The sequence below is a fragment of the Paenibacillus sp. EB106-06-01-XG199 genome (assembly GCF_058791575.1).
Genome location: NZ_JBYTDQ010000002.1, coordinates 935,150 through 960,288 on the forward strand (window position 1 = coordinate 935,150; position 25,139 = coordinate 960,288).

General features: G+C 53.2%; 26 protein-coding genes. 7 read left to right on the forward strand and 19 right to left on the reverse strand.

Annotated elements, in window-relative coordinates; genetic code table 11:
* Positions 1-6: 6 nt before the first annotated feature.
* The 5 genes from AC3WT9_RS10235 to AC3WT9_RS10255 all read left to right on the forward strand — a co-directional run bounded on the left by AC3WT9_RS10235 (position 7) and on the right by AC3WT9_RS10255 (position 4,488).
* Entirely contained in the window at positions 7-177 is a 171-nt protein-coding gene (locus tag AC3WT9_RS10235) for a hypothetical protein (RefSeq protein ID WP_341091859.1), read from the forward strand.
* A gap of 210 nt (positions 178-387) precedes the next feature.
* A complete protein-coding gene (pepF, locus tag AC3WT9_RS10240) occupies positions 388-2,178 on the forward strand; it encodes an oligoendopeptidase F (protein ID WP_341380353.1) in 1,791 nt (596 codons plus the stop codon).
* A gap of 83 nt (positions 2,179-2,261) precedes the next feature.
* Positions 2,262-2,582 (forward strand): LapA family protein, encoded by a 321-nt coding sequence (locus tag AC3WT9_RS10245; RefSeq protein WP_341091858.1) that lies wholly within the window; start codon positions 2,262-2,264, stop codon positions 2,580-2,582.
* A gap of 45 nt (positions 2,583-2,627) precedes the next feature.
* Positions 2,628-3,671, forward strand: a complete 1,044-nt coding sequence (locus AC3WT9_RS10250) for a M42 family metallopeptidase (protein WP_341091855.1) — start codon at positions 2,628-2,630, stop codon at positions 3,669-3,671.
* Positions 3,655-4,488: a hypothetical protein gene (locus tag AC3WT9_RS10255; RefSeq protein ID WP_341378161.1), complete on the forward strand. Its 834-nt coding sequence runs from the start codon at positions 3,655-3,657 to the stop codon at positions 4,486-4,488. The genes AC3WT9_RS10250 and AC3WT9_RS10255 overlap by 17 nt, the downstream gene beginning before the upstream one ends.
* Positions 4,489-4,678: 190 nt before the next feature.
* Here the strand turns inward: AC3WT9_RS10255 and AC3WT9_RS10260 are convergent, their stop codons facing one another.
* From AC3WT9_RS10260 to hemE, 10 genes are all read right to left on the reverse strand, one after another.
* Positions 4,679-5,158: a DL-endopeptidase inhibitor IseA family protein gene (locus AC3WT9_RS10260; protein WP_341378160.1), complete on the reverse strand. Its 480-nt coding sequence runs from the start codon at positions 5,156-5,158 to the stop codon at positions 4,679-4,681.
* Positions 5,159-5,367: 209 nt separating this feature from the next.
* Positions 5,368-7,308 (reverse strand): ABC-F family ATP-binding cassette domain-containing protein, encoded by a 1,941-nt coding sequence (locus AC3WT9_RS10265; RefSeq protein WP_341091848.1) that lies wholly within the window; start codon positions 7,306-7,308, stop codon positions 5,368-5,370.
* A gap of 69 nt (positions 7,309-7,377) precedes the next feature.
* Positions 7,378-7,968, reverse strand: a complete 591-nt coding sequence (locus tag AC3WT9_RS10270) for a TetR/AcrR family transcriptional regulator (RefSeq protein ID WP_076112296.1) — start codon at positions 7,966-7,968, stop codon at positions 7,378-7,380.
* Positions 7,969-8,015: 47 nt separating this feature from the next.
* Entirely contained in the window at positions 8,016-8,822 is an 807-nt protein-coding gene (locus AC3WT9_RS10275) for a DUF92 domain-containing protein (RefSeq protein ID WP_341091845.1), read from the reverse strand.
* Positions 8,823-8,895: 73 nt separating this feature from the next.
* On the reverse strand, positions 8,896-9,519 hold the full coding sequence (locus AC3WT9_RS10280) for a fumarylacetoacetate hydrolase family protein (protein ID WP_341091843.1): 624 nt from the start codon (positions 9,517-9,519) through the stop codon (positions 8,896-8,898).
* A 37-nt stretch (positions 9,520-9,556) separates the two neighbouring features.
* The gene (locus AC3WT9_RS10285) at positions 9,557-10,288 is read right to left on the reverse strand and encodes a glycerophosphodiester phosphodiesterase (protein ID WP_341097624.1); all 732 of its coding nucleotides are present in this window, start codon (positions 10,286-10,288) and stop codon (positions 9,557-9,559) included.
* A gap of 102 nt (positions 10,289-10,390) precedes the next feature.
* Complete coding sequence (locus AC3WT9_RS10290) at positions 10,391-11,695, reverse strand: CapA family protein (protein ID WP_492407563.1); 1,305 nt, start codon at positions 11,693-11,695, stop codon at positions 10,391-10,393.
* Positions 11,696-11,922: 227 nt separating this feature from the next.
* A complete protein-coding gene (hemG, locus tag AC3WT9_RS10295) occupies positions 11,923-13,398 on the reverse strand; it encodes a protoporphyrinogen oxidase (RefSeq protein ID WP_341091839.1) in 1,476 nt (491 codons plus the stop codon).
* Entirely contained in the window at positions 13,395-14,351 is a 957-nt protein-coding gene (gene hemH / locus AC3WT9_RS10300; RefSeq protein WP_341091837.1) for a ferrochelatase, read from the reverse strand. Before hemH ends, hemG begins: the two co-directional genes overlap by 4 nt.
* Positions 14,352-14,405: 54 nt before the next feature.
* Positions 14,406-15,467: a uroporphyrinogen decarboxylase gene (gene hemE / locus AC3WT9_RS10305; protein WP_341091836.1), complete on the reverse strand. Its 1,062-nt coding sequence runs from the start codon at positions 15,465-15,467 to the stop codon at positions 14,406-14,408.
* Positions 15,468-15,694: 227 nt separating this feature from the next.
* Here hemE and AC3WT9_RS10310 point away from each other — a divergent pair, with 227 nt between their 5' ends.
* A complete protein-coding gene (locus AC3WT9_RS10310) occupies positions 15,695-16,915 on the forward strand; it encodes an MFS transporter (protein WP_038589591.1) in 1,221 nt (406 codons plus the stop codon).
* Between the two features lie 44 nt (positions 16,916-16,959).
* Here AC3WT9_RS10310 and AC3WT9_RS10315 read toward each other — a convergent pair whose 3' ends face one another.
* The gene (locus AC3WT9_RS10315) at positions 16,960-17,589 is read right to left on the reverse strand and encodes an O-methyltransferase (RefSeq protein ID WP_341091833.1); all 630 of its coding nucleotides are present in this window, start codon (positions 17,587-17,589) and stop codon (positions 16,960-16,962) included.
* 186 nt (positions 17,590-17,775) lie between these two features.
* Here AC3WT9_RS10315 and AC3WT9_RS10320 point away from each other — a divergent pair, with 186 nt between their 5' ends.
* The gene (locus tag AC3WT9_RS10320; RefSeq protein ID WP_038589585.1) at positions 17,776-18,918 is read left to right on the forward strand and encodes a THUMP domain-containing class I SAM-dependent RNA methyltransferase; all 1,143 of its coding nucleotides are present in this window, start codon (positions 17,776-17,778) and stop codon (positions 18,916-18,918) included.
* A gap of 127 nt (positions 18,919-19,045) precedes the next feature.
* Here AC3WT9_RS10320 and AC3WT9_RS10325 read toward each other — a convergent pair whose 3' ends face one another.
* The 8 genes from AC3WT9_RS10325 to AC3WT9_RS10360 all read right to left on the reverse strand — a co-directional run bounded on the left by AC3WT9_RS10325 (position 19,046) and on the right by AC3WT9_RS10360 (position 25,070).
* Positions 19,046-19,870 (reverse strand): aldo/keto reductase, encoded by an 825-nt coding sequence (locus AC3WT9_RS10325; protein WP_038589582.1) that lies wholly within the window; start codon positions 19,868-19,870, stop codon positions 19,046-19,048.
* A gap of 248 nt (positions 19,871-20,118) precedes the next feature.
* Positions 20,119-20,358 (reverse strand): DUF1450 domain-containing protein, encoded by a 240-nt coding sequence (locus AC3WT9_RS10330; RefSeq protein ID WP_038589579.1) that lies wholly within the window; start codon positions 20,356-20,358, stop codon positions 20,119-20,121.
* A 41-nt stretch (positions 20,359-20,399) separates the two neighbouring features.
* Positions 20,400-20,702 carry a HesB/IscA family protein gene (locus AC3WT9_RS10335; protein ID WP_038589576.1) on the reverse strand — a complete coding sequence of 101 codons (303 nt, stop codon included), beginning with the start codon at positions 20,700-20,702 and terminating at the stop codon, positions 20,400-20,402.
* A gap of 126 nt (positions 20,703-20,828) precedes the next feature.
* Positions 20,829-21,080, reverse strand: coding sequence for a hypothetical protein (locus tag AC3WT9_RS10340; RefSeq protein WP_038589573.1), 252 nt, complete (start codon positions 21,078-21,080; stop codon positions 20,829-20,831).
* A gap of 180 nt (positions 21,081-21,260) precedes the next feature.
* Positions 21,261-22,469 (reverse strand): M14 family zinc carboxypeptidase, encoded by a 1,209-nt coding sequence (locus AC3WT9_RS10345; RefSeq protein ID WP_341091830.1) that lies wholly within the window; start codon positions 22,467-22,469, stop codon positions 21,261-21,263.
* A gap of 320 nt (positions 22,470-22,789) precedes the next feature.
* A complete protein-coding gene (gene racE, locus AC3WT9_RS10350; RefSeq protein ID WP_341091828.1) occupies positions 22,790-23,596 on the reverse strand; it encodes a glutamate racemase in 807 nt (268 codons plus the stop codon).
* A gap of 264 nt (positions 23,597-23,860) precedes the next feature.
* The gene (locus AC3WT9_RS10355; RefSeq protein WP_341091824.1) at positions 23,861-24,307 is read right to left on the reverse strand and encodes a YtxH domain-containing protein; all 447 of its coding nucleotides are present in this window, start codon (positions 24,305-24,307) and stop codon (positions 23,861-23,863) included.
* A gap of 100 nt (positions 24,308-24,407) precedes the next feature.
* Positions 24,408-25,070 carry a helix-turn-helix transcriptional regulator gene (locus AC3WT9_RS10360; RefSeq protein ID WP_341091823.1) on the reverse strand — a complete coding sequence of 221 codons (663 nt, stop codon included), beginning with the start codon at positions 25,068-25,070 and terminating at the stop codon, positions 24,408-24,410.
* Between the last annotated feature and the right edge of the window lie 69 nt (positions 25,071-25,139).

A 25,139-nucleotide genomic window follows, 5' to 3' on the forward strand; every position in this document is an offset into this window, starting at 1 on the left:
CCGGACATGGATAACGAGAATCTCGTAATATATGTAGTCGTTGTTCTATGCCTGGGAGCTGTGCTGATTATGGGCAAAGACAAGATGCCGCCGCGCATGAAGCGCGGCATGGCCCTGACTGCCGTAATCCTGATTGCCTTGGCTTTTGTCTTCATTATTTATAGCTTTCTCGCATAACTTCTGTAAAATGTGCTTAAGCGTTAATAATCAGAATTTGGCAAGGGCATACTAAGCTGACTTTAAGATCTAGGAGGCTGCAGTATGTCCTTTCGCGCCAAATCCCTGCCGCTTCTGCTTGCGCTCAGCCTGCTGCCGGGCAACTATTCCGCTTCAGCTGCGCCGCAGAAGATTATGCCTACTACATCCCATCATTCAAGGAGGATTTCTATGGAACAATTATTAAAGAGAAGTGAAGTGCCCGCCGAGAACCGCTGGAAGCTTGAAGATATGTTTGCTTCACAGAAGGAATGGGATGCAGAATACGCTGAAGTTAAAGAGCTGATCAAGAAAACAGCTGGCTTTCAGGGAAAGCTTGATTCTTCCGACAAGCTGAAGGCCTGCTTCGAGCTCGATGACCAGCTGTCGCTGCTGACTGAACGCCTCTATGTATATGCACATATGCGTCAGGATGAAGATACGGCTGCCCCAACCTATCAGGCACTTACCCAAAAAGCGAAAAAGCTTAGTGTCGAAGCCGGAGAAGCTCTCTCTTTTGTAACACCAGAGATTCTGTCCCTGCCGGATGAGACTTTGGACCGGTTCATTGCTGATCCTTCCTTATCGGCTTACACGTTCACCTTGACGGAAATGAAGCGTGAAAAGGCGCATGTCCTGTCCAAAGCGGAAGAAGCCCTGCTCGCCCAGGTTGGTAATATCTCCCAGGCACCGCAGACGATCTTCAGCATGCTGAACAATGCGGACCTGAAGTTCCCCAAGGTCAAGAATGAAGAAGGCAAGGAAGTAGAGCTGACACACGGCAGCTATATCCAGTTCCTGGAGAGCCCTGACCGCGAAGTGCGGCGGAATGCTTTTAAGGCAGTCTACGAAACTTACGGCAAGCAAAAAAACACCATTGCCTCGACCCTTAGCGCAAATGTGAATAAGAATGTATTTTACTCACGTGTGCGCAAGTACCCGTCCGTTCTGGAAATGTCGCTGTACGGTGACAACATTCCAAAAGAGGTATATACCAACCTGATCGACACCATTCACGAAAGCCTGCCGCTGATGCACCGTTACATGAAGCTGCGCCAGAAGCTGCTCGGGGTTGACGAGTTACATATGTATGACCTGTTCGCTCCGCTTGTGGACGAATATAAGCTGGATATAACCTTTGAAGAAGCCAAGAAAATCACCAAAGAAGGCCTGAAGCCTCTCGGCGAAGATTACCTGAGTGTGCTGCAGGAAGGTTATGACAATGGCTGGATCGATGTTTACGAGAATGAGAACAAACGCACCGGCGCCTACAGCTGGGGTTCCTATGGCACCCATCCTTATGTGCTGCTGAACCATAACGACAACCTGAACAGCATGTTCACGCTGGCGCATGAAATGGGCCACGCCCTTCACTCCTACTATTCGGACAATGCGCTGAAATACCGGGATGCACAGTACACCATTTTCCTTGCGGAAGTGGCTTCCACAACTAACGAAGCACTGCTGATGGATTATCTGCTGAACAAGTCGACCGATCCGAAGGAAAAAATGTACCTGCTTACCTATTACGCCGACCAGTTCCGGACTACAGTATTCCGGCAAACAATGTTCGCCGAGTTCGAGAAAATCATTCACCAGCGCGCGGAAGACGGCGAATCGCTTACTCCGCAGGATCTTTCGGCTGTGTACTATGACCTTAACGTCAAATACTATGGCAAAGACATGGTTGTGGACAAAGATATCGAAATGGAATGGGCACGGATTCCGCATTTCTACAACAGCTTCTACGTCTACAAATATGCTACCGGCTTCTCGGCTGCAACCAGCTTTGCGAAGCAGATTCTTGAAGAAGGCCAACCGGCGGTGGACCGCTACCTTGGCTTCCTGAAGAGCGGCGGCAGTGACTATTCGATCAACATTCTGTCCAAAGCCGGAGTAGATATGTCTTCTCCTGAACCGATCCGCGAAGCTATGAGCGTATTCGAAAGCGTGATTGAGCAAATGGAACAGTTGACCAAATAAGGCAGAAAGCTTAGTATTACATTAATCCCTTGCCCTTTGCGGGCGAGGGATTTATATTGTCATACCGTCTAGGAGGAAATCATATGAAATTGCAATGGTCGCTTATTCTCGGTCTTTTCTTCGCTCTGCTTACTGCTGTGTTCGCAGTTATGAACGTCGATACGGTTCCGGTTAATTTCGGTTTTGATGTTGTCAGCATCCCGCTCATTCTCGTCATTCTGGGCTGTGCGCTGATCGGTGGAGTCGTCGTCGGTTCTTACGGCATTTTCCGCCAGTATAAGCTGCAGAAGCAGATTAAAGGACTGACAGCAGAGCTGAACAAACTGCGTGATGCAGGCAGTTCACTGGACGATCTGGGTACACAGTATGACAGCCTTTCCACAGAACACACTACTCAACACTAGGTCTCTGGGTCTCTATTTCTTAATCATGAACAGGAGGGCTTAACCTTGCTTACCATTCAGCCTAATGAAGACTATATTCTCTCTATTCTCAAAAAACTGCTGGATACTCCAAGCCCCAGCGGATTCACGGCCCAGGTCATGAATCTTGTGGCTGAAGAAGCAGCAGCCTTGAACGTGCCTTTAAGCTGGAACGAAAAGGGCGGCGTTATTCTGACCGTCCCCGGCCTTGATCCTTCGCGCACCATCGGTATCAGCGCCCATGTGGACACCTTAGGCGCTATGGTACGGTCCATTAAACCGAACGGAACACTTCGTCTCACTTCTGTCGGCGGATTTACCATGAGCAGTATTGAGAATGAATACTGCGTCATACATACCCGTACCGGACTTACCTACACCGGCACCATTCTGACCAGCCATCCTTCGGTCCATGTCTATCCGGATGCGCGCGATTTCAAACGCGTTGAGGAGAATATGGAGATTCGCATCGACGAACTCGTCTCCACCAAGGATGACGTATTGAAGCTCGGCATTGGCGTCGGAGACTTTATCTCCTTTGATGCCCGCGCAGTGATTACGCCAAGCGGTTATATCAAATCCCGTCATCTGGACGACAAAGCTAGTGTGGCTGCTCTGCTAGGCCTGCTGGAAAGCATGAAACGCGAAGGCTGGAAGCCGCTGCACAACCTCTCTCTGCTGATCTCTAATTATGAAGAGGTTGGACACGGAACTGCCTGGATCCCCGGAGAGATCAACGAGTTCATCGCTGTCGATATGGGCGCGATGGGTGATGACCTGAGTTGCAAGGAGACCGATGTGTCCATCTGTGCAAAGGACTCCTCCGGCCCTTACGACTATGCTATGACCGGCCGCCTGATCGATCTGGCGAACAGTCTGGCCATTCCGTTCGCGGTAGATATCTATCCGCAGTACGGTTCCGATGCCTCCGCTGCATTAAGAGGCGGCAACAATATCCGCGCCGCGCTGATCGGCCCGGGCGTGCATGCGTCACACTCCATGGAGCGCACGCACAAGCAGGCCGTGCTCAATACCGCTAAGCTGCTTGCCGCTTATGTCGGTACAAACTGAAACCGGCAGCAAGCTGCAGCGGATTTTACGGCGAAAACACTGGCTGATTGCCGTTGCGGTGCTGCTCATGTTTATCTTGATTACGGTGATAGCCATTATAATGGCTAAACCGGATACACAGCCTGCGGAGGTCTTTGACGGCCTCCCTCATGCCTACTCCTATCTGGAGGCGGAAACTTCGGGCAAGGTTCAGCTGCACATGATGTCGCTGGAACCGGAAGATATCGTCCTGCGTCCTGCCGGTGCCCCCTTGCGGCAAATCGCCGCATATGGCATTAACGGCGGCTTCTTTTATGGGACCGATCTCCTGTCGATAGCCATCATGAATGATAATCCGTCGAGCGGAGCCCGGGGAGCCTACGGCTCCGGCTGGTTCAATGCCAAATACGCCCGAGGAACGATGGTTTGGGATGGCGCAAGCAGCAAGCTGTCAGTGCAGGTCGTTTCCTCCGGCGGGGAACTGGAGGTCAGTGACCGCTCCAACTATTGGGCTCAGGGTGGAATCAGCATGAATCTGCAGCATGAAGAGCTGTGGGCGTTGTCTGCTGCCGCAGAACATCTTCCTAATGCTGATGAGCAGCGGATGCGCTCCGGCCTGGTCTACGATAGCGCGGGCAAGCTGTGGCTGATCGTCACTCCAACGCTCAGTACAGCGGAAGAGTTGCGCACAGCCGTTCTGCAGCATGTCCCCGGAGAAGGCAGAGAAGGCATCTTCCTGGACGGTGACGGCTCCTCGCAGATGAACGCCGATGAGGCTGTATTAACCGGCGATTCGCGTCCGGTGGTGCAGATGATTGCCGTGGCCGGGGGCAAATAGACCGTTTAGCGGGTTAAACATGAAGGCAGGCTCAGTCAGCGGAATCGGACTGAGCCTGCTTTTTTTAAAAGATAAGAATTTATATGTTTCACGCTATAAATTATCCTTCTATTTCTCGCTGAAACGGATACCGTCCTTTTGAGGACGGAGAAGCCGTCTCCACTTGTTGTGCAAATAATCTTAATCCAGTTTACCGGCAGGGCTGATACCTTGGATCACCGGCCTTATTACTCCGGTCCAGAATCGTAAGCCGCTCCCCGGATCTGGCGATCAGGTAACGGATGATTTCAGTTCCTTCATCTGTATCTACGTCAAAGGACAGGCTGGCCGTAACCCTAAGTCTAGTTGATGTACGACTCGTAACCCGAAGTCTCCGGGGATAGTATGGCAGGGGGCCTGTATCTCCTGCAATCACGTACAATCTTCCATTTCTTGTCACAGTAAGCAGATTACAGAACATTCTATTGCTCAAAACAATACCCCAATATCTTCTGAAATAAGCCAGCACCTTGGCTCTTGTACTGAATCTCAGCGGCAGCCGTAAATATTCCCTTCCGTCCACAATGATTACTCTGTTAGTATCAGCCGAGTAAAACACTTCAACCCAGACCGACTCCGCATTCTCTATAAACCTTTTCAATTCTCCGGCAGACTGAGTTATTCTTGGCATAACATCTCCTCCTCCCTATTACTGTATTACGCTAACAGCAATTGGAGCGGGTGATAGACTACATAGGTTAAGAGAATTTATCCTCTCTAAAATGAAACAACAAACTTTCATAACCGCATATCAAAAAGCAAGCCGACCTCCATTAGCAACGGAAGCCGGCTTGCTGTGCATGTTCATGTTCATCTTATTCTCTTAACTGATCCCTAATCTTAAGCTTTGCCAGCGATTCGCTCTGCCAGCTCATTCAGATACGTCCAGCGCTCCATCAGGCGTTCCAGCTCTGCTTCACCTTGCCGCTGCTGGTCCACAAGCTCCTGCAGCCGGCCAGAGTCGGCAAAAGCGGCCTCCATCTGCGCAGTGATATCTACCAGATGCTGCTCCGCCAGCTCAATTTGCTCGTCGATCCCCTCATATTCGCGCTGTTCCTTGAACGTAAATTTCAGCTTCTCCCGGGCTGGAGGGGAGGTCTGTGCATTCTGGCTCTGGTCCGGGGCAGAGCTGCGTTTGCCTGCACCCGCTGCTTCGTCTTTGGCATTATCACTGCGGGCAGTAACGTTCTTCGCCAGCCACTCCTCATATTCACTGTAGTCACCGACATGCAGCCGGATCTGCCCGTTCTCAAAAGCGATCAGCTTATCCACCGTACGGTCCAGAAAATAACGGTCATGCGATACAGTGAACACTACGCCGGGAAATTCATCCAGATAATCCTCCAGAACGGCGAGCGTCCCGATATCCAGGTCATTGGTCGGCTCATCCAGCAGCAGCACGTTGGGCGCCCCCATCAGTACACGAAGCAGGTAGAGGCGTCTTTTCTCGCCGCCGGACAGCTTGGAGATGGGCGTCCACTGCATCGCCGGAGGGAACAGGAAACGCTCCAGCATCTGTCCGGCCGTTATGACGCTGCCGTCAGCAGTGCGGATGATCTCTGCCTCTTCCTTCACATATTCGATTGCCCGCATGGTGTCATCCATATCTTGATGCTCTTGTGTAAAGTAACCCAGTTTGACCGTTGCACCCAGTTGAACCTCGCCGCTGTCCGGCTGAAGTATGCCGGCAATCAGGTTAAGCAGTGTTGACTTACCACTGCCGTTTGGACCGACAATCCCTACACGGTCCTGTGGTACGGCGATATAGGTCAGATCCTTAATCAGTGTCCGGCCGTCCAGTGCTTTGGTAAGATCTTTCATTTCAATGATTTTGCGGCCCAGCCTGGTCGAAGCCACGGAAATATCCATTGCTCCAGCCGAAGCGCCGCCCTGGCTTTCCTTCAACTTCTCAAAGCGGTCGATTCGCGCTTTCTGCTTCGTGGACCGTGCTTTGGCTCCACGGCGAATCCAGGCCAGCTCTGTTCGCAGCAGATTCTTGCGCTTCTGCTCGGCGGATGCTTCCCGCTCTTCACGGTCCGCTTTCAGCTCCAGGAACCGCGAGTAGTTCGCTTCATAGCGGTACAGACTCCCTCCGTCCAGCTCCAGCATGACACTGGCTACCCGTTCCAGGAAATAACGGTCATGGGTAACCATCAGCAGCGCTCCGCGCCGCTTCTGCAGATACTGCTCCAGCCATGCCACGGAGTCGGTATCAATATGGTTGGTCGGCTCATCCAGAATCAGCAGCTCGGAAGGTGTAATCAGGGCGGCCGCGAGTGCTACACGCTTGCGTTGTCCCCCCGAGAGTGTCTCCATCAAGGCGTCAAAACGGGTGATGCCGAGCTTCGTCAGCACGGTTTTGGCTTCACTCTCCAGATGCCAGGTTCCGGCGGCATCGATAGATTGCCCGATCCGCACCAGTCTGCCCTCCAGTCCGGCGTCGCCAGGATTCTTCTCCAGCAGGGCCATAATCTCCATATATTCACGCATGGTAGCAAGCTCAGGATCATCTCCTGCAAATACCTGCTGCAGCACGGTATTGCCTGGTTCATAGGGCGGATTCTGCGCCAAATACTGCACCCGTACACCGTTGCCGATTGCGATTTGTCCCTCGTCGGCGGTATCCAGCCCGGCGATGATTTTTAAAAAGGTCGATTTGCCTGTTCCGTTCACACCGATGACACCAATCTTATCCCGGTCATCCATACCAAACGATGCATCACGGAACAAAATTTTCTCTCCATAACTTTTGGAAAGATGTTCCACGGTCATAATATTCATACGCTGTCCCCGCTTGCCTTATATTTTCATTACCGATTTATGCTGCGTTTAGTTGACCCTATTGGCCGTTTAATAGCCGTTCTCCGCATTCAGACTGCCGATTGCCCCGTGAATAAACAGCGCCGCAGCAAATTTTGCCCGCTTATACGCGTCCTCTTCCGTAAAGGAGGGTTGAAACAGAATATCCATCTTCAGCCTGTCCAGCATCCCGATATAGGATTGAGCCATCAGCTCCGGTTCGGAGGCCCCGCCTTCCAGGAGCACCTTCACCACGGCCTGCATATATTCCTCCATAAAAAGCGCCATATAGGCCACCAGCTCCGGGTTGTTGTTGGGAGCCCGGAAGAACAGCTTGGTGTGCTGCTTGCGCTCGTAATAATACATCAGATGATGTTCGGCGATCACCGCCAGCTTCTCTGTCGGAGCTGTACAGTCCTCCAGCTTGTGCTCAAGCTGCTGCATGAAGCCCTCGCAGTCGCGGCGGGTGACAGCCATAAACAGCTCTTCCTTGCTTTTAAAATATAAATAGACTGTACCCTTAGCGATTCCCGCATGTTCCGCTACTTCGGACATTTTCGTCTCGTAGAAACCTCCTGAACCGAAAAGCTCATAAGCGGCATCCAGAATGGCAGTATGCTTGTGATTTGCTGCACTGCTCATCCGGTTCACCTCCTGACTATATAGCACATTGCTGTATTGTTGACTTTCTAACTGGCTGTAAAGCCGATCAGCAGCGCGGCAGCGCCGCCGATGACCGAACTCAGCGCATTGACCGCGTCGTTGTCCATCCAGCGCCAGCCCCGGGCATACACCGTGGGCTGACCGCAATGCTGCGAGGCTTCCACCTCGCGGCCGCACTTGGTGCAGCGGTTCATCCGCTGCACCGTAGCGCCCAGGATCGAGTCGGCGAAAGCGCCGGCGAGACCGCCCGCGAGTCCGGCGAGCGCAAGCCGCAGGAAGGAATGGTCCGGCATGCCGGAGACCGCCCGGAGCGCCCAGGAGGCAACTCCAATGAAGGCTCCGCCTGCGGCGGCGGCCAGAGTGCCCGGCAGCGAAACGCCGCCGGAGGTTCCTGCCTGGAGGACTTTGCCCGTGAGGACCGACCGCGGAGATTTCTTGGATAGCGTGCCAATTTCAGTGGCCCATGTATCCGAGGTCACGGTTGCCATTACGCCGATAAAGAGAAATCCCCAAATTTCCAGGGGATAAATGGCATTCAGCAGGACGAGCAGCATGCCCATTCCGCCGTTGGCAAACACTTGCCCGGCATCCCTTCGTCCTGTCTTGTCATACGTCAGCTCCAGTTCGGCCTTATTCTCATGGTGAAGTTTAGATAACATACTGGAAGAGATGAAGAACAGCAGCAGGATACCGAACCAGAAGGCATTTCCGGCACCAAAATAAATGGTCCCCATAACAACCGCCGCCAGCATGCCGGACAAGCTCAGCGACTGTTTGGCATAAGCCGCTCCGGCGACCAGCAAAGCGCCGCAGGCACCGATCACCCATAACATAGATTCAACTCCGCTTCTGCAAGAATAAGCATCTTCCGCAGACGAATCTCCGGAAGACGAAGACTGATTAAGATTAACCGATCAGGCAGGTGCCCATAAGCTTCTCGCCCCAGTACAGCTCAAAGGAATCGCCTGAAACAACCGGACCTACCCCGGCAGGGGTACCCGTGAATATCACATCATCTTTGCCAAGCCCGTAGCGGGCGGCAATGAATTCAACAATCTTTTGCAGCGAGAAAATCATGTTCTGCACATTCCCGCGCTGCACTTCCACCCCATTCTTCAGCACAGTGAAATCTGTTGCTTCCAGCTCCTCCTGCTCTGGAAAAGCAATATAAGGGGTGAGCGGAGCAGCGTTCTTGAAGCCTTTGGCAGCCGTCCATGGCAAGCCTTTCTTCTGCAGATCATTATGCACGTCACGCAGGGTGAAATCCAGGCCAAGCGCCATGACATCCACCAGTTCCTCCACGCTCATGCCCGGTACATAATCACGCGCGATGCGCAGTACCAGTTCACCTTCATAGTGAATAAGTCCGGCATCCTGCGGGAGATGAATAATGGCCTTATCGAGAGATACCGCCGCATGGGAGGGCTTCAGGAAGATCAGCGGCTCTACCGGAACCTGGTTTCCCAGCTCCTCGGCATGTAATTTATAATTGCGTCCAACACAGTATATGTTATTAACATCTGCACACATTATAATCAGCTCCTTTTCCCGTCCATTGGCAATGTCCTTAAGCTTTCAGAAAAGTTTCGCCCCAGATATCCGGACGGTTCGTACAGATCATAATATCGGAATGCATCTCAGCCAGACGGCGCATCTCCTTCGCCTTGTTCACCGTCCAGGCCATCGTTTTGACGCCGCGTTCGGCAAGCAGCTTCGCCAGCCCCGGATTCAGCCTTGCAAAGCTGATGGACAGAAAGGAGCAATCCAGCTCCTTCAGCTTACGGGCCGGATCACCGGTTCTGGAATCATAAATCAGACCGGTGCGAAACCGAGGATCCAGCTCCTTGATCCGCTGCAATGCCCCGGCATCAAATGAGGTCAGCACAACATCATCCCGCATCCCTTTGGAAGAGACAAGGTCGATGACTGCCTTCTCCAGACCCGGATACATATCACCGCTGGTCTTCAGTTCAATATTCAGGCGCAGCCGGCCGGAAGCAAGCTCAAGCACCTCTTCCAGCGAAGGTACCCGCTCCCCCCGGAAGGCACGTCCTTTCCAGCTTCCCGCATCCAGGCGCCGGAGATGCTCATAATCCATGTTCTTAATCTTGCCGTGCCCGTTCGTCGTCCGGTCCAGCGTAAAATCATGAATGACGACTGGCACCCCGTCTCTGGTGAGCTGAACATCAATTTCCATCCAGCGTACATAAGGCAGAGCAAGCGCCATGCGAACGGCTGCGAGCGTATTCTCCGGTGCTTTCCCGGAGAATCCACGGTGGGCTACACACATGTTTTTCATCATAAGTACCTCCAGCAGAAGTATGGTCTGTCTCCGGATTCCCCCCGTGAGTTCTGCAGGGTACCGGTGCGAGCTGCTTACGACTATCTTATTGGTTTAGCCCTATTTGCCGGCTTGTAAGACGGTTCCGTCGTTTCTGATGGTTACGAGTCCTGAAGATAAGGATTGAACCTTATTCAGCAAAAGCTGTCCATTCAAATCATTCATAGGCACCGGCTGGCCTAATCCGGCGTCCATCGGGCTTAGTTTCAGCGAACACTCGCCTTTGACCGTGCATTGTGCCTGAAAAACAGCGGTCTCCCAAGTAGCAGGAACCTTGGACCGTGTAAAAATAAAATTGCCTGTGCTGTAAGCGATCCATTTGCCCTTGTACGGCTCTATCCCCTGCAGCACATGCGGGTGGCCACCCATCACCAGGTCTGCTCCGGCATCAATAAAGCTGCGACCCAGCTCCTGCTGGGTCACATCATATTGTTCAACCCGTTCCTTCCCCCAGTGGACAACTACAACGACCAAGTCAGCCTTCTTCTTGGCAGCGGCGATGGCTTTCAGTCCTTCTCTGCTGTCATAGACAGAAGCAACACCGGGCTTCTTCGCTCCGGCGATCCAGTCCGTATGAGGAATAACACGCGTGAAGCCAAGCAAGGCTATCCGGATTCCCTGGCGCTCAAAATACTGAGTCGTATAAGCTTCCTTGCTGTCGGCTCCTGCTCCTACATAAGGAATCCCCCGCTTGCTGAGGTTGCTCAGAGTATCGAGCAGCCCCTGCTCCCCTTGATCCAGCGTATGGTTATTGGCAAGATTTACCGCATCCACACCGGCTGACTTCAACGCATCCAAGGCCTCTGGTGCTCCCTTGAACACAAACTGCTTGTTCTCGGCGCTCACACCACCCGTAGTAATCGGTGTTTCCAGATTCACTACGGTGAGATCATCCTTCTTAAACATTCCATTCAGGGCAGAATAGGAATAATCATACCCTTTCTTCTGGAGCAGTTCCCCGACCTTGCCGGCAAAAATGACGTCCCCGGCAAAATTCAGCGTGACTGTGTCCCCGGCATTCTCCGGCAATCCGGAAACCGCATCGACGGTATTCTGACCTCCATCTCCGCCATCTCCATCGTCTCCGGAACCTGTTGCAGTCTCTGGAGCTCTACTAGCCTCGGGGGACGGCGTTGCCTCTGCTATATTCTCCTGTGCCGGTGAAGCCTCAGTAGAGGGGTCTGGAGTAGGTTCAGCACTAGCTGTGACCTCAGGAGTTACGGTGGCCGTAGCTTCAGGCTCAGGTGTCACGGCATCCGGTGAGGGCGAAACTACCATCTCTGACGGCGGTGGCGGGGCAGCATTCTCTTTGTCGTGATCTCCAATAAAATAATAGGTTAGCATAGCGGTCATCAACAAAAGCATACTTACGTTGGTCCACGCCCAAACCCTTCTGCGTCGGCGTTTAGTGCTGCGCTTATTGTTCTGTCGTGTGCGTGATCTCGGCGGATACATGGGTACAAACAATCCCCTTTGCCTTTAAATTGGTTCTATTATAGCATAACTCATGCTGCTCCCTCCAAAATAGCCGGGCGGGAATTCCATAATAAAAAAACGGTGAAGCGCCACCACCTCCGCTTCACCGTCTGGTTCTAACCTATGGATGCACCCACAGGTGCGGGCTGCTTGTTCAAGCTTCCGGCTGCGGCTTCAGCCGTCTCCTTGGCCTGTTTGATGCAATCAGGCATTCCGATGCCATCATAACCGGCGCCAAAAGCGTAGACGCCCGGGAGCTTCTGCGATAGCTCACTCCGCAGCCCTGCGATACGGCCGGGATGGCCGACCGGATACTGCGGCATGGAATGCTTCAGCCGGGTAATCTCCGTGAAGAGCGGCTGTGCACCCACTCCCATAATTTCCCGCAGATCCTTGCGTACCAGCTCAGCAAGCGCCTCATCCGGCAGCTCAACATTCTGTTCATCGCCTGAACGTCCGACATAACAGCGCAGCAATACCTTGTCCTCAGGGCTTGTATGCAGCCATTTGGTAGAAGTCCAGGTGCAGGCGGTAATATTGCGCCCTTCCTTACGGGGAACAAGGAACCCCGAGCCGTCATATTCCGTAACAATATCCTTCTTGGCAAAGGCCATTACCACATTGGCTACCGACACATAGTTGACGTCATCCAATGCAGACACATCCACATGGGGGCGGAGCAGCCCAGCGGCAGCAAAATTCTGCACTGTGACGTATATATCGTCAGCCAGCAGCGTTTCGCCGTTATCCAGCTCTACCGTGTAGCGCGGACCGGATTCGGTTGCAGCAGAGCGGCCGCTATCTTTGCGGACGGTAATACGGGCGGCGCCCGTTCCGGTGCGCTGCTCCACATCATGCAGTTCATGAATCAGGGCATCAACCATACTTTGCAGTCCTTTGCGAAAGGTCAGGAAGGCGCTTTTTTTGGTACCGGTATGCGTCTCAACAGGCTTGCGTCCCGTAGTCATTCCACGGATGAGACTGCCGTATTGGCGTTCCACCTCACCGAACTGGGGGAAGGTCGCCTGTAGGCTGATCTTGCGCATATCTCCGGCATATATACCGGCAAGCAGAGGTTCGGTCATATTCTCCAGCACCTCAGTGCCAAGACGGCGCTCAATCAGCTGGCCGAGCGATTCATCTTCGCTGCTCCGGCGCGGCGGAAGAACGAAGTCCAGCATCGCCCGCATTTTGCCGCTGAACGACACAAGCCCGCTCTTCAGGAATGGCTTCAGCTCTGTAGGAATGCCGAGAACGAGCCCCGCCGGCATAGGGTGTAGTTTGCCGCGCTGCAGTATGTACGTCTTTTTGGCATTCGGATTGGTGGTGACCAGCTCATGATCAAGCTTCAGTTCCTTGGCCAGATCGCTCATGGCCGTTTTGCGGGCCAGAAAAGAATCCGGCCCTTTCTCAACGACGAAGCCGTCACGTTGCAAGGTTTCGATCTTACCTCCCAGCACCTTCTCCTTCTCGATCAGCACAATATCCGGCTGTATTCCGGCTTCCCGGTAGTATTTGCGAACGTAAAAAGCGGCGCTGAGGCCGCTGAGGCCTCCGCCTATGATGACTACCTTACGGGGTGAACCCGTCATGACTGGTTCACCTTCAGTTGACTGGCTTTGGTGCGCACCACATCGCTGAGGACCGACATATAGGCCGGGTCACTGTTCAGCGAATCGGTGCGCATCAGCCGCAGATCCAGTTCCGAAGCCAGTGCCTGCGCCTCAATGTCTAGGTCATACAGCACTTCCAAATGGTCGGAAACAAAACCGATCGGGGCCGACAGCACGTATTTCACCTGAGCTTCGCCAAGCTCGTGCAGCGTATCCAGAATGTCCGGGCCCAGCCAAGGCTCAGCCGTTCTGCCCGCACTCTGCCAGGTAAACTGCCAGGAGGTTACACCAGCCTGCTCGGCGATGGCTTTTGACGTTTCCAGCAGCTGATCCCGGTACGGGTCGCCCATGGCCAGAATCCGTTCAGGCAAGCTATGGGCGCTGAACAATACCCGAACCTCATCCCGGGCGGCACCGGTCTCTTCAAAGAGGTCAAGCTTGGCAGACACTCTGCGGGTGAGCACATCAATCAGCTCGGGATGCAGATGATAGCTCTCCACAAATTCCATATTGACTCCGCTGGCTTCAGCCTTTTCCTTGGCACGTTTAATGTAGGTTCCTACACTCATTACCGAATAATGGGGGGCAAGTACAATCCCGACCGCCTGGGTGATGCCATCCCGCGCCATAGCTTCAACACCGTCTTCGATAAACGGATGCGCATGCTTAAGCCCCTGATAGCACACATATTGAACATCCTCGCCGCTGTGGCCGCTGTTGAGCGCCTCCTGCAATGCCTCCACCTGCCGGTCTGTGTTCTCTCTAAGCGGGAAGACCCCGCCGACAATGGCTTCATAACGGTCCTTTAGTTCTTTCAGCTGCTCGGCTGAAGGTGGATTGCCGCGCCGGATGTGGGTGTAATAAGCCTCTACGCCCTCCAGACTTTCAGGCGTGCCGTATGACATCACGAGAACTCCGATTTTTGCTGTCACAGATTCCATCCCCTTTTACGAATAATGTCCATACTCTGCAATCTGCTGTTCAACCTAAGCTCTTGGCTGTGCAGCTTCTTTCAGCGCCTGCTCCGAGTACTCGTGCACATACTCAGTCAACTCTCTTAGCGTGTCCAGAGAAGCCTCAGGAAATAAGCCGTGACCCAGGTTGAAAATATACCCCGGCTCCCTTATGCCTTCATCAATCAGTTCCTTGGCCCGCTCCTTCAGTACCTCCATCGGTGCTGTAAGCAGATAAGGGTCCAGATTACCCTGGATGGCAAATCTTCCGCCTGTTCTTCGTCTGCCTTCACTCAGGCTCACACGCCAGTCGACTCCGATGACATCAGCCTTAAGATTCGTTAGGCTTGGCAGCAGTTCGCCGGAGCTTACGCCGGGAAAATAGATCTTAGGTACATCGAGATCCGAAAGTTCGGCAAAAATACGCGTAATAGTTGGCAGGACATATTGTTCAAAATCACGGGGAGCCAGAGCACCTACCCAGCTGTCGAACAGCTGGAACGCTTTGCCGCCGCTGCGGACATGGGCACGCAAATAGGCGATCACCATATCTCCCAGCTTCTCCATCAGCTTCTCCCAGACCCGGGGCTGGCTGAACATCATCTCTTTCGTGCGGTGATAGCTCTTGGAAGGCCTGCCTTCGATCAGATAGCTTGCAATGGTAAACGGCGCGCCTGCAAAGGTAATCAGCGGCACCTCCAGCTCCTTGTCCAGTATGGCAATGGTCTTGAGGATGTGGCTGAGATCCCCTTCTACATCAATCGGCTTCAATCTGTCCACATCGGCTGCGGAGGCAATCGGATTCTCGATTACCGGGCCGATATTCTTGACGATGTCGAATTTCACGCCAAGCGACGCCACCGGATTCATAATGTCAGAATAGAGGATCGCCGCATCCACACCCAGCTTGCGTACAGGCATCAGAGTTACTTCCGCTGCAAGCTCAGGCTGGCTGCAGATTTCCAGCAGCGAGTATTTCTCCTTGATTTTACGGTATTCTGGATCATAACGTCCGGCCTGGCGCATGTACCATACAGGAACATGGTCAGTCTCTTGCTTCTTACAGGCACGGATAAAAGTGTCATTGTAGGTCATGATAAGATCTCCATTAGATTTGATAGGTTATTTGTAAACACATATAACTTATTATGCCCTTTTTAAAAGTAGGTAACAACCACTCCACCCTTCATGGAATGACAATCCCATGACATTACTATGACAAGTGTTGCACCGTCCAGCCAAAAAACTATGATATACTGATAGAATGTCAATTTTTCGTGAATATTTTCTCTTTGAATCCTCTGAAAGGAAGTGAAAGCACTTTGAAGAATTGGGAGACATGGAAAGTCAACCTCATGGTGCTTTGGTTTGGCCAATTCCTGGTAAATGCCGGGATGACCATGATTACCCCGTTCCTGTCCCTTTATCTTGCCAAAGATCTGGGAGTCCAGGGTGATCATGCAATCGGAATGTGGGCCGGTCTTATTTTCGCCGCGAACTTTCTGACCTCATTTCTGTTCCAGCCGTTGTGGGGCAAGCTGGCCGACAAATACGGCCGCAAAATTATGCTGCTGCGCTCCAGCTTCGGCATGGCGATCGTCATTGTGCTGATGGGATTTGCGCAGTCTCCAATGCAGCTGCTGCTGCTCCGTTTGCTGAACGGAACCATCTCCGGCTTCAACCCGGCCTCCATCGCGCTCGTCTCGGGAACGACACCTAAACCCCGGATGGGCTTCGCCATGGGGCTGATGCAGTCCGGGTCGGTTGCCGGTACTATTCTGGGACCGCTGATCGGCGGGGCGCTGGCTGACTGGATCGGGTTCCGCCCGATCTTCTATGTCGTCGGGGCGCTGCTGTTCGTCGCCTCGCTGCTGGCCTTGTTCCTGGTCAAAGAGAAATTTGACCGGGTCGAGGCCGCGCAGGTTCCGCAGGTTTCCGTAATGGAAGGCTTCAAGGAGCTGGCCAAGGTTCCGCAGCTTCCGGCCTTGTTCGGCGTAACCTTTCTGCTGCAGTTTGCAATGATCAGCCCGATGTCGCTGCTGCCTCTCTATGTCGAGAAGCTGCACGGCTCCGCTGTGAACATCGCCTTCTGGGCAGGAATGGTCAGCGCGGTTACCGGAATCTCCAATATGCTGGCCTCCCCGGTACTGGGCAAGCTGAGCGACAAAATCGGCGCCCACCGGATCTTAACCTTTGCGCTGATCGGAGCTTCGCTGTTCCTGATCCCGCAGGCTTTTGTAACCAGCGTCTGGCAGCTGATTATTGTCCGTTTCCTGATGGGCGTCTTCATGGGGGGGCTGCTCCCGAGCGTCAATGCACTTATCCGTTCCTATACGCCTGACGGTAAGGAGAGCCGGGCTTTCGGCTTCAACAGCAGCACTTTGGCCCTTGGCAATATGCTGGGAGCGGTGATCGGCGGATTCCTGTCGGGCTATATCGGCATTGAGGGCCTGTTCATCATCTCCGGCTGCTTCCTGCTGATCAATACCGTCTGGGTACGGCTCAAGCTGTATAAGAATACGGAGCCGCGGCTATTCCGCTAACGCAGGAAACAATCCCGTCAGGTACCCTAAGCGCAAATCCGGTGTTACTTTACTACCGCCAAAGCCAGTCCGTCATAAGCGGGGAGCAGTGTACTATTCAGGCGTGGATCAGATGCTATCATTTCATTGAAACGGCGCATCGCCTGCACGGCGGGTCCGTTCTTGTCCGTGTTCAAGGTGCGGCCGCGCAGGAAGATATTATCCCCGGCGATGACCGCACCCGGGGAAGCCAGCCTGATCGCATATTCTAGATAATTCGGGTAATTCTCCTTGTCGGCATCAATGAAAAAGAAATCAAAAGACCGGCCCTCCGCTTCGAGCAGCTTCAGGCTGTCCAGCGCAGGGCCGATTTTATATTCCACTGTATCGCCGAATCCGGCCTGCTGCAGGTGGCGCTCGGCCAGTCCGGCATATTCGGCCTTCAGCTCAAGCGATGTCAGACTTCCGCCGTCCGCTAGTCCGCGGCACAGGCAGATGCCGCTGTACCCGCCAAGCGCGCCGATCTCCAGAATGTTCCTTGAACGGGACAGGCCCACCAGCATGGTGAGCAGCCGTCCATAGCCCGGAGCGATGGACACCTCTGGCATGTTGTTCCGGGCGATTGCTTTCTTCACTTCAAGCAGCAGCTCATCCTCTGTATAAAGCTGTTCGCTGTATTCTTCTTGGTTAGGCATATGTATTCTCCTTTAGTTCATGTTGTGAAGTCCCGCGCATTCCCCTATACTTAGAAGGATCAGCTGCGCCGTCCTTGACGAGGCGCATATTTAGGATGCCGCAATACGCTGTATCGCCTTGCGGTAACTTACCTTATTGTACTGGCATTGCGTTACCATCTACAAGTTAAACGGAGTTGAGAGCATTTGGGCAAATTACAATTGATCGCCACCGCCCCCATGGGGCTGGAGGCTGTAGTAGCACGCGAATTAAACGAACTGGGTTATGAGACCACCGTCGAGAACGGACGGGTATTGTTCAGCGGAGATTATATCGACATCTGCCGCTGCAATTTATGGCTGCGCACCTCAGACCGTGTACTCGTTAAAATGGGCCAGTTTCCGGCCAAAACCTTCGATGAGCTGTTCGAAGGCGTCAAAGCGATCAACTGGGAGGATTGGATTCCCGAGAATGGGGAATTCCCTGTGGAAGGCCGCTCGCATAAATCCCAGCTTACCAGCGTACCCGCCTGCCAGGGGATTGTCAAGAAAGCCATCGTCGAGAAGCTGAAGCTTTCGTACCGTACGGAGTGGTTCCCCGAAAATGGACCACGTTATGTGGTTGAGATGATTCTGCTGAATGATATCGCCCTGATCACGCTGGACACGACCGGCCCGGCGCTGCACAAACGCGGCTACCGCCGTCAGGCTACAGAAGCGCCGCTGAAGGAAACGATGGCGGCCGCCCTGATCCAGCTCAGCCGCTGGAACGGCCACCGTCCGCTGTACGATCCTTGCTGCGGCTCAGGCACGCTGCTGATTGAAGCGGCGATGATCGCCTGGAACATCGCGCCGGGACTGCGGCGTTCATTCCCTTCCGAGCATTGGCCGGAAATCCCGAAACGTCTGTGGGAGGAAGCCCGCGAGGAAGCCTTCGACGCCGTGCGCGATGATTATCCGCTGCAATTGACCGGGAGCGACATTGATCCTGCGGCGATTGAAATTGCCGAAGCCGCCGCCAAAAGCGCCGGTCTTGCCGGTGAAATCACCTTCAAGAACATCGCTGCCGCGAAGGCACGGCCGGAAGGCGAATACGGCTGCATCATTACCAATCCGCCTTACGGGGAACGGCTCAGCAACGACAAGGAAGTCGAGCGCCTGACCCGCCAGTTCGGCGAAATGATGCTGTACCTCCCGACATGGTCCTTCTTCGCCATCAGCCCGTCAAAAGAATTTGAGCAATTGTACGGACGCAAGGCAGACAAGCGCCGCAAGCTGTATAACGGGCGGATCGAATGCCAGTATTATCAATACCTTGGGCCGCTTCCACCGCGCAACCCTCAAAGCTGATTACGATACGGTGCTGTTTCACAGACTTTAAAAGAAAACCGGGTAGCGATCCTCCAGTTACGGATGGATCGCTGCCCGGTTTTTTAGCAAGGCTGCTCCCATAAGCCAGCTCATGGCTTTTGACTCCCTAGAACAACAATTTATCCGGATCAGTGCCGATCCGCTCCCCGGCGTCCAGTCCGCTGATCGCAGCCAGTTCCTCCTGCGACAGCTCGAAATCAAAGATTTCGCTGTTCTCCTTAATTCTGGACGGAGTGACCGACTTCGGAATAATCACGATACGGCTCTGAAGCCCCCAGCGCAGAATAACCTGTGATACGGTCTTGCCATGCTTGTCCGCAATGTTCTTCAGCAGCTCGTTCTCCTGCAGTCTGCCTTTCATCAGCGGAGCCCACGCTTCGATCTGAATGTGATGCTGTGCGCAGAAATCATGCAGCTCCTTCTGGATAAACCGCGGATGCAGCTCCACCTGATTGATAACAGGCACAGTGTCACTGTCTTTCAGCAATTCCTGCAGATGATGAATCTGGAAATTGCTGACCCCGATCGCCCGGACGCGGCCTTCCTGATTAAGGCGCTCCAGTGCACGCCAAGTCTCTTTATATTTATCCTTGCCCGGCCAATGGATCAAATAAAGGTCGATCACATCCAGTCCCAGCTTCTTGCTGCTGGTCTCAAAAGCCCGCAGGGTCGTATCATAGCCCTGATCACTGTTCCATACCTTTGTGGTCACGAACAGGCTGTCCCGGTCTACTCCGCTGGCGGCTATCGACCGGCCCACTTCCTCTTCATTCCCATATACCGCTGCGGTGTCTATGCTCCGGTAACCCAGCTCAAGAGCGGTCGTGACGGCCTTAGCGACCTCTTCGCCCTCTGCTTTGTAAGTGCCGAGACCAAACCAGGGCATGACAACCCCATTATTCAGAATCGTTCCGTCGGTAAGATGCTTCATACAGTATCATTCCCTCCTATGTATACATCAGTTTAGACAACAGGTTCATTATACCATGTGCCTCCCCGGCTCCCAAACCAGGCAGAACCTGAGCGGATCGGCAGAACCGGAAAGACCGAAGAGGACACACTGCAAATTTGCGAAAGTAAAAAGCCCCCGCTTGGTCAGCGGAGGCGAATCTTGTTGTGGGTGGCAATGGGTCGGCTAAACAACCGTTCGATTGCCACCCCTTGAGATATATGACGGAGTTATTCCTTAACTGCCGGCTGCTTGACAAAGGCTGCAGCTTTCGCCAGCACCTCATCTTCAGTCGGAGCACTGATGTAACGGCCGTTGATATAGATAAAGGCCCGCTTGCCGCAAGGTCCGCAGTAGGACTTGCAGCCAATCTTGATCTCCGCATCGGGAGCCATCTTGCGCAGCTTGGGAAGAATGCTTTTCATTCTCGTGTAATTGCATTGATCGCAAATTTGTATTTCGTTAGCCATAAAGCAACCCTTCTTAATGTCCGTAAGGTACGGGCGAACGTTTAGTGATCGCCATGATTTCCTTTAGACGGATTAGTGATGACAAAACCTTCTTCAGGGAAATACAGGTAATCAATCTTCACCCCATCCAGCAGCGGCTGGTTCGGATCGAGAATCACATCGATCTCCTTATCTGTGGATACTACCACATCATTCTCTTTAGGCGTGTCCAAATCCAGACCGTAGTGGGCATGGTCGCCGTGAGCATGGGTAATGGCTACGCGCAGCTTGAGCTCGCTGTTGCCTTCAAGCTCCATTGTTTTCTTTATCACTTTAGCCGCATTGCGGGTAATTTTGACGTTCATCCTCATCCATCTCCCAGGCATCTTAAATTTAAATACTCAATAATTTATTTTAAGGAAAGTAACCTGTAAAAGCAACCATATCGGCGAAATAGATCAGAACGGAGCGTATAAAGATTCTCTAAAAATTCATCTTCCGCTCTTCAGGGCAGGATATTTGCGGTCCATCCGCGATACAAACCAGCCCATCAGCAGCATCGTCACACCAATGTCGTCAATCGGCAGAAACGGCATAAAATCAGGAAGCACCCAGTAGAGCAGCACTGGTATGGTGAACAGCAGCTTGTCCCCTATCGTGACATTGGGAGAAATGACATACTGCCAGGAATTACGGAAGATATGGGACCATTGTTTAAGCGAAAGCAGTTTTCTGAATTTCATGACGGTCCTCCTAAATAATGATATAGGTAATATATTGAATCCAGACACTGGGATAATATTGGACAGGGCTTAATCAGTTATCTCCATAAAAAAGGATTCAGCCGCAAAGCACGTATAGGAATGACTGCGGCCGTACCCTTTGCTGTTATATTACGCAAATTTACAGAGTTTGTTTCATTTTTATTTCAAATTTGAGAGTATAGCACCCAAAATAAGCCCGGTTTCCAGCGCCATGTCTTCAAAATCAGCCAGCGGCAGCGGATTTTTACCGATTCCCAGCTCCACCGTGAAGCCCGGCTTCCGGAAGCGCTGAATGAACCAGTCCTTATAGCCGGCATCGCTGCCGCTCAGCTCAACGGCCCGGTAGCCGCTCGCCGCTGCCAGCCTTGCCGCCCATTCCTTGCTCTCCGGCGGCTCATATCCCCGGTAGTTCCAGTAGATCTCTCCGCCCTGGCTGTGCAGGGATACGGCTGCATCACCGGGATACTGCTCCGCCAGAACCATCAGCGCGGCGGCTTCCGGCTCACTGAGCGGCTCCGGTCCGCTGTAGTCCCGCGGGGCAGGACCCGGCACTCCCCGGCGCGCCTGTTCCTCTTCCCAGTGGGCCGGAAACTGATCCCCCAGGTCTACCCCGCGGATGTTAGCCTTCCAATGCCGGAAGCTCCGCCGCCCGCAATTCCATTGCAGCAGCTCCTCATAGTGGGGCTGGCCGGGCAGTACCCCCTCCTGCACCAGCTCCACCCCATCCGGATTAGCCATAGGTACTGCCCACAAGGTCCAATGCTTATGCCACTCTTCGGGGCGGTGGCCGTGCCAATCCCTGCCTGCGTCATACGCAGCGGCATATTGTTCGATGAACGACATCAGGCACGGCGAGGTCAGCCACTCGTTGGCATGTAGTGCAGCGTTGACATGGAGGTGACGGGGCCCGCTGCCTATCCTCAGCAGGTGGAGCGGCTTGCCGAGCACACTTGCGCCAATGCTGTCTCTTGTAACAAACGGGTATTTGGCCACCAGTTTGCCGATATCCTGCTCGACATCATCCGGACCATATTCACTGCGTACAGACACTACAGACCGCGAAGCCGCCGGAGGAATAACCAGCACTTTGCCCGGTATGCAGCAGCGGCCTGAGGTCACTCCGGGATTCAGCATTTCAAGCTCATCTATACTCACATTAAATAAAGCGGCAATCAACCCAGCGTCATCCCCCTCCTGTACAGAATAACGTCTGCGCGGAGCGGAAGGCAGAAACAGGATTTGGCCCGGATATAAATAAGGCTGCCTGCCTGCCCATGGGTTTCCTTGAATTACATGCTCCGGTGTAAGTCCATGCCTGGCGGCAATTCGGCTAACGGTATCTCCCCTGCGGGCAATATATTGCTGCATATGTCTCATCCTCTCGGCCCTCTAGTTGCCGTCATCCCTGCCGCCCGGGCGGACAATACCCGCGGAGACAACGGGACACAGCCCTCAACCCTATTGTATGCAGCCCCTACTGCCCTGCATGAAAGAAATGAGCACAGTTTGCCCTTCCGCACAAATAAATGTAAACGCATACAATAATCCTGAATGTTTTTTGTATTGTATAACTTCCGATACTATTAAAAAAAGACCCGGAGTGATACCTCCCGGTCTATCCTAAACGCCCTTGATTCTGAAATTTCCGAATCCGAGGGATTGTCCCTATTGTTTCCTCACAGTAAAGCCTATAACGAAGATACCTGCCACACAACGGGAGTGCGCTTAATCTGTTCTCCAAGCCAATCGCGTGCGATCCGCTGGAACATCTCGGCATCTCCGCTGCAGAAAAATTGATGAATCGGACTTTCATCCCCGCGGGCAAGCTTACCTTTGTCATATAGGATCGTGCTAATCTCCCGCGCGGTTTCATCTGCGGAGCTGATCAGCTTAACACCGGGTCCCATGACCTTGCCAATCGGTTCTACCAGGAACGGATAGTGGGTACAGCCCAGAATCAGTGTATCAATCGGTTCATACTTGATCCCGTTGAGAGATTCCGCCACCGCCGCTTCACTCTCCGCCGTGCGGAACAACCCCTGCTCGACATAAGGGACAAGCGCCGGGCAGGCCTGACTGACTACCTTGACAAACGGAGACAACTCCTGAAGCGCTGCGGTATAGGCTCCGCTCTTAATGGTTCCGATGGTGCCAATTACGCCGACCTGGCCTATTTTGGTTGCGCTGATCGCCGCACGGGCACCGGGATGGATAACTCCGATGACAGGAATGGATACCTTGGCGGAGATATAGTCAAGAGCTGCCGCAGTTGCAGTATTGCAGGCAATAACGATCATTTTAGGATTAAATTGAATTAGATAGTCCACGATTTGCTCGGTGAACAGTTTCACTTCCTCGGTTGAACGGGGTCCGTAAGGGGCGCGGGCAGTATCTCCAAAATAGATGATTTTCTCCCGCGGGAGCTGTCTCATTACTTCTTTGACAACCGTAAGTCCCCCCACACCCGAGTCCAATATTGCTATAGCTTGCTGCACGAACACACCGCTTCCTTTTACTTGTTTTGTGTAGCTTATGTAAGGCTTAAACAAAGTGTACCTGGCCTTCAGCCCCAATTGCAGATAATACTCCTTTTGCCGTTACAGTTCAAGAGAAGCATTGATCGGCTCCGGTGTCCAGCCCATTATTCCACTGTTGTTCCAGCCGCCAAGAGCCACCTTCCGCCACGTTGCGAAAAGCGGCTCTTGGCCGGAAGCGTATATATCATTCGGATTCCCTGAGCATAACCTATCCAAGTGAAATCAGGCGGTCTCACCGTTGCCTTTGTCGTCCTTCACTCCATCCTCCAGAACGTCTTCGATCTCCACTGCGGGTTCATCACTGCCTGCGGCAACCTCTTCAAAAGCAACTTCCGCAACGTCCGATACTGCCTCGGGCTCTTTAACTGAAATTCCGCTGAGGGTAATATACTTTTCTTCCTCACCGGTATGAATGTGCTGCTTGCTCCATTCCTTGACTTCGGTTACAACCGTTTCTACCGCCTCTTTAGCTTTACCGTACAGCTCCGCGCCTTTGTCTCCGGCCTGCCCGGCGACATCCTGCACCTTATCAATGGCTCCGGTGGTGCCTTCCGCAATCTCTTTACGCAGCTCTTTGCCCGGTTTAGGAGCGAGCAGCAGGGCTGTCACTGAACCTACCACACTACCAGCCAAAATACCCCACAGCAAACTTTTGGATTCCTTTTTCATCCTCAATCTCTCCTTTGGATTCAAGTGCCTCTGCCCGGCCACCCGGGCAATCGCCTAGTTCTGGTATATCATAAGCATGGATGTTTTGTCCCGTGACTGATTAGGGAATCATTTCAGAAGTTTTGTCTTTTTCTCTGGGCGTAATATCGTAACGGCAGCACTGGCCGCCCTCCGCCATACATTCACTGCGCGTAACTTTGGCGTCCAGCAGTTCCTCGAACAGCTGATGCTCACATTGGCAAGCCTTCCGGTATTGGGTCGCTACCTGGCGGATCGGACAATTATATTCGCGCATAATATAGGAGCCGTCCTCTTCCTTATTCCATTCAGCCATGTAACCTCCGGCATTCTGGATGGAAGACAGCTCGGCAACCCGCTCCTCCAGATTGCAGTTCTCCATCATTGGAGCGTACTGGGCCAGCATCCGCCGCCGCCGGCCTTCGAACAGTACATTGACGGCCTCCAGGCCGCTGCCGTGATCCAGCTCCCGCAGCAATTCAAGCGCCAGGTTATGATAGCTTTTGGGAAAATGGTCTTCAGCCCGCTCAGTCAGTGAATAGACATGCAGAGGACGGCCCATAGCCTGGCGGACGACCTTGGTCTTGGCCAGCGATTCCTGCTCCAGCTGCAGTACATGACGCCGTACGCCCATCTCGGTAATTCCCAGTTCCTCCGCCAGCGCACCGATCGTCAGCGGGCCTTTCTTCTTCAGAAGTGTCATAATCAAACGTCGTGTAGATCCGCCTTCCTGCCCCTTTTTCATCCGCAAGGACCTCCTCTCTTTCACGGCTGTCGCCGTGTATAATAGTTGTGCAGCACTGGCTTAGTTCAG

Coding starts and splice junctions, on each gene's coding strand:
- AC3WT9_RS10235 (WP_341091859.1), top strand. CDS start 7: ATGGATAACGAGAATCTCGTAATATATGTAGTCGTTGTTCTATGCCTG.
- pepF (WP_341380353.1), top strand. CDS start 388: ATGGAACAATTATTAAAGAGAAGTGAAGTGCCCGCCGAGAACCGCTGG.
- AC3WT9_RS10245 (WP_341091858.1), top strand. CDS start 2,262: ATGAAATTGCAATGGTCGCTTATTCTCGGTCTTTTCTTCGCTCTGCTT.
- AC3WT9_RS10255 (WP_341378161.1), top strand. CDS start 3,655: ATGTCGGTACAAACTGAAACCGGCAGCAAGCTGCAGCGGATTTTACGG.
- AC3WT9_RS10260 (WP_341378160.1), bottom strand. CDS start 5,158: ATGCCAAGAATAACTCAGTCTGCCGGAGAATTGAAAAGGTTTATAGAG.
- AC3WT9_RS10265 (WP_341091848.1), bottom strand. CDS start 7,308: ATGAATATTATGACCGTGGAACATCTTTCCAAAAGTTATGGAGAGAAA.
- AC3WT9_RS10270 (WP_076112296.1), bottom strand. CDS start 7,968: ATGAGCAGTGCAGCAAATCACAAGCATACTGCCATTCTGGATGCCGCT.
- AC3WT9_RS10275 (WP_341091845.1), bottom strand. CDS start 8,822: ATGTTATGGGTGATCGGTGCCTGCGGCGCTTTGCTGGTCGCCGGAGCG.
- AC3WT9_RS10280 (WP_341091843.1), bottom strand. CDS start 9,519: ATGTGTGCAGATGTTAATAACATATACTGTGTTGGACGCAATTATAAA.
- AC3WT9_RS10285 (WP_341097624.1), bottom strand. CDS start 10,288: ATGAAAAACATGTGTGTAGCCCACCGTGGATTCTCCGGGAAAGCACCG.
- AC3WT9_RS10290 (WP_492407563.1), bottom strand. CDS start 11,695: ATGCTTTTGTTGATGACCGCTATGCTAACCTATTATTTTATTGGAGAT.
- hemG (WP_341091839.1), bottom strand. CDS start 13,398: ATGACGGGTTCACCCCGTAAGGTAGTCATCATAGGCGGAGGCCTCAGC.
- hemE (WP_341091836.1), bottom strand. CDS start 15,467: ATGACCTACAATGACACTTTTATCCGTGCCTGTAAGAAGCAAGAGACT.
- AC3WT9_RS10315 (WP_341091833.1), bottom strand. CDS start 17,589: ATGCCTAACCAAGAAGAATACAGCGAACAGCTTTATACAGAGGATGAG.
- AC3WT9_RS10325 (WP_038589582.1), bottom strand. CDS start 19,870: ATGAAGCATCTTACCGACGGAACGATTCTGAATAATGGGGTTGTCATG.
- AC3WT9_RS10330 (WP_038589579.1), bottom strand. CDS start 20,358: ATGGCTAACGAAATACAAATTTGCGATCAATGCAATTACACGAGAATG.
- AC3WT9_RS10335 (WP_038589576.1), bottom strand. CDS start 20,702: ATGAACGTCAAAATTACCCGCAATGCGGCTAAAGTGATAAAGAAAACA.
- AC3WT9_RS10340 (WP_038589573.1), bottom strand. CDS start 21,080: ATGAAATTCAGAAAACTGCTTTCGCTTAAACAATGGTCCCATATCTTC.
- AC3WT9_RS10345 (WP_341091830.1), bottom strand. CDS start 22,469: ATGCAGCAATATATTGCCCGCAGGGGAGATACCGTTAGCCGAATTGCC.
- AC3WT9_RS10355 (WP_341091824.1), bottom strand. CDS start 24,307: ATGAAAAAGGAATCCAAAAGTTTGCTGTGGGGTATTTTGGCTGGTAGT.
- AC3WT9_RS10360 (WP_341091823.1), bottom strand. CDS start 25,070: ATGAAAAAGGGGCAGGAAGGCGGATCTACACGACGTTTGATTATGACA.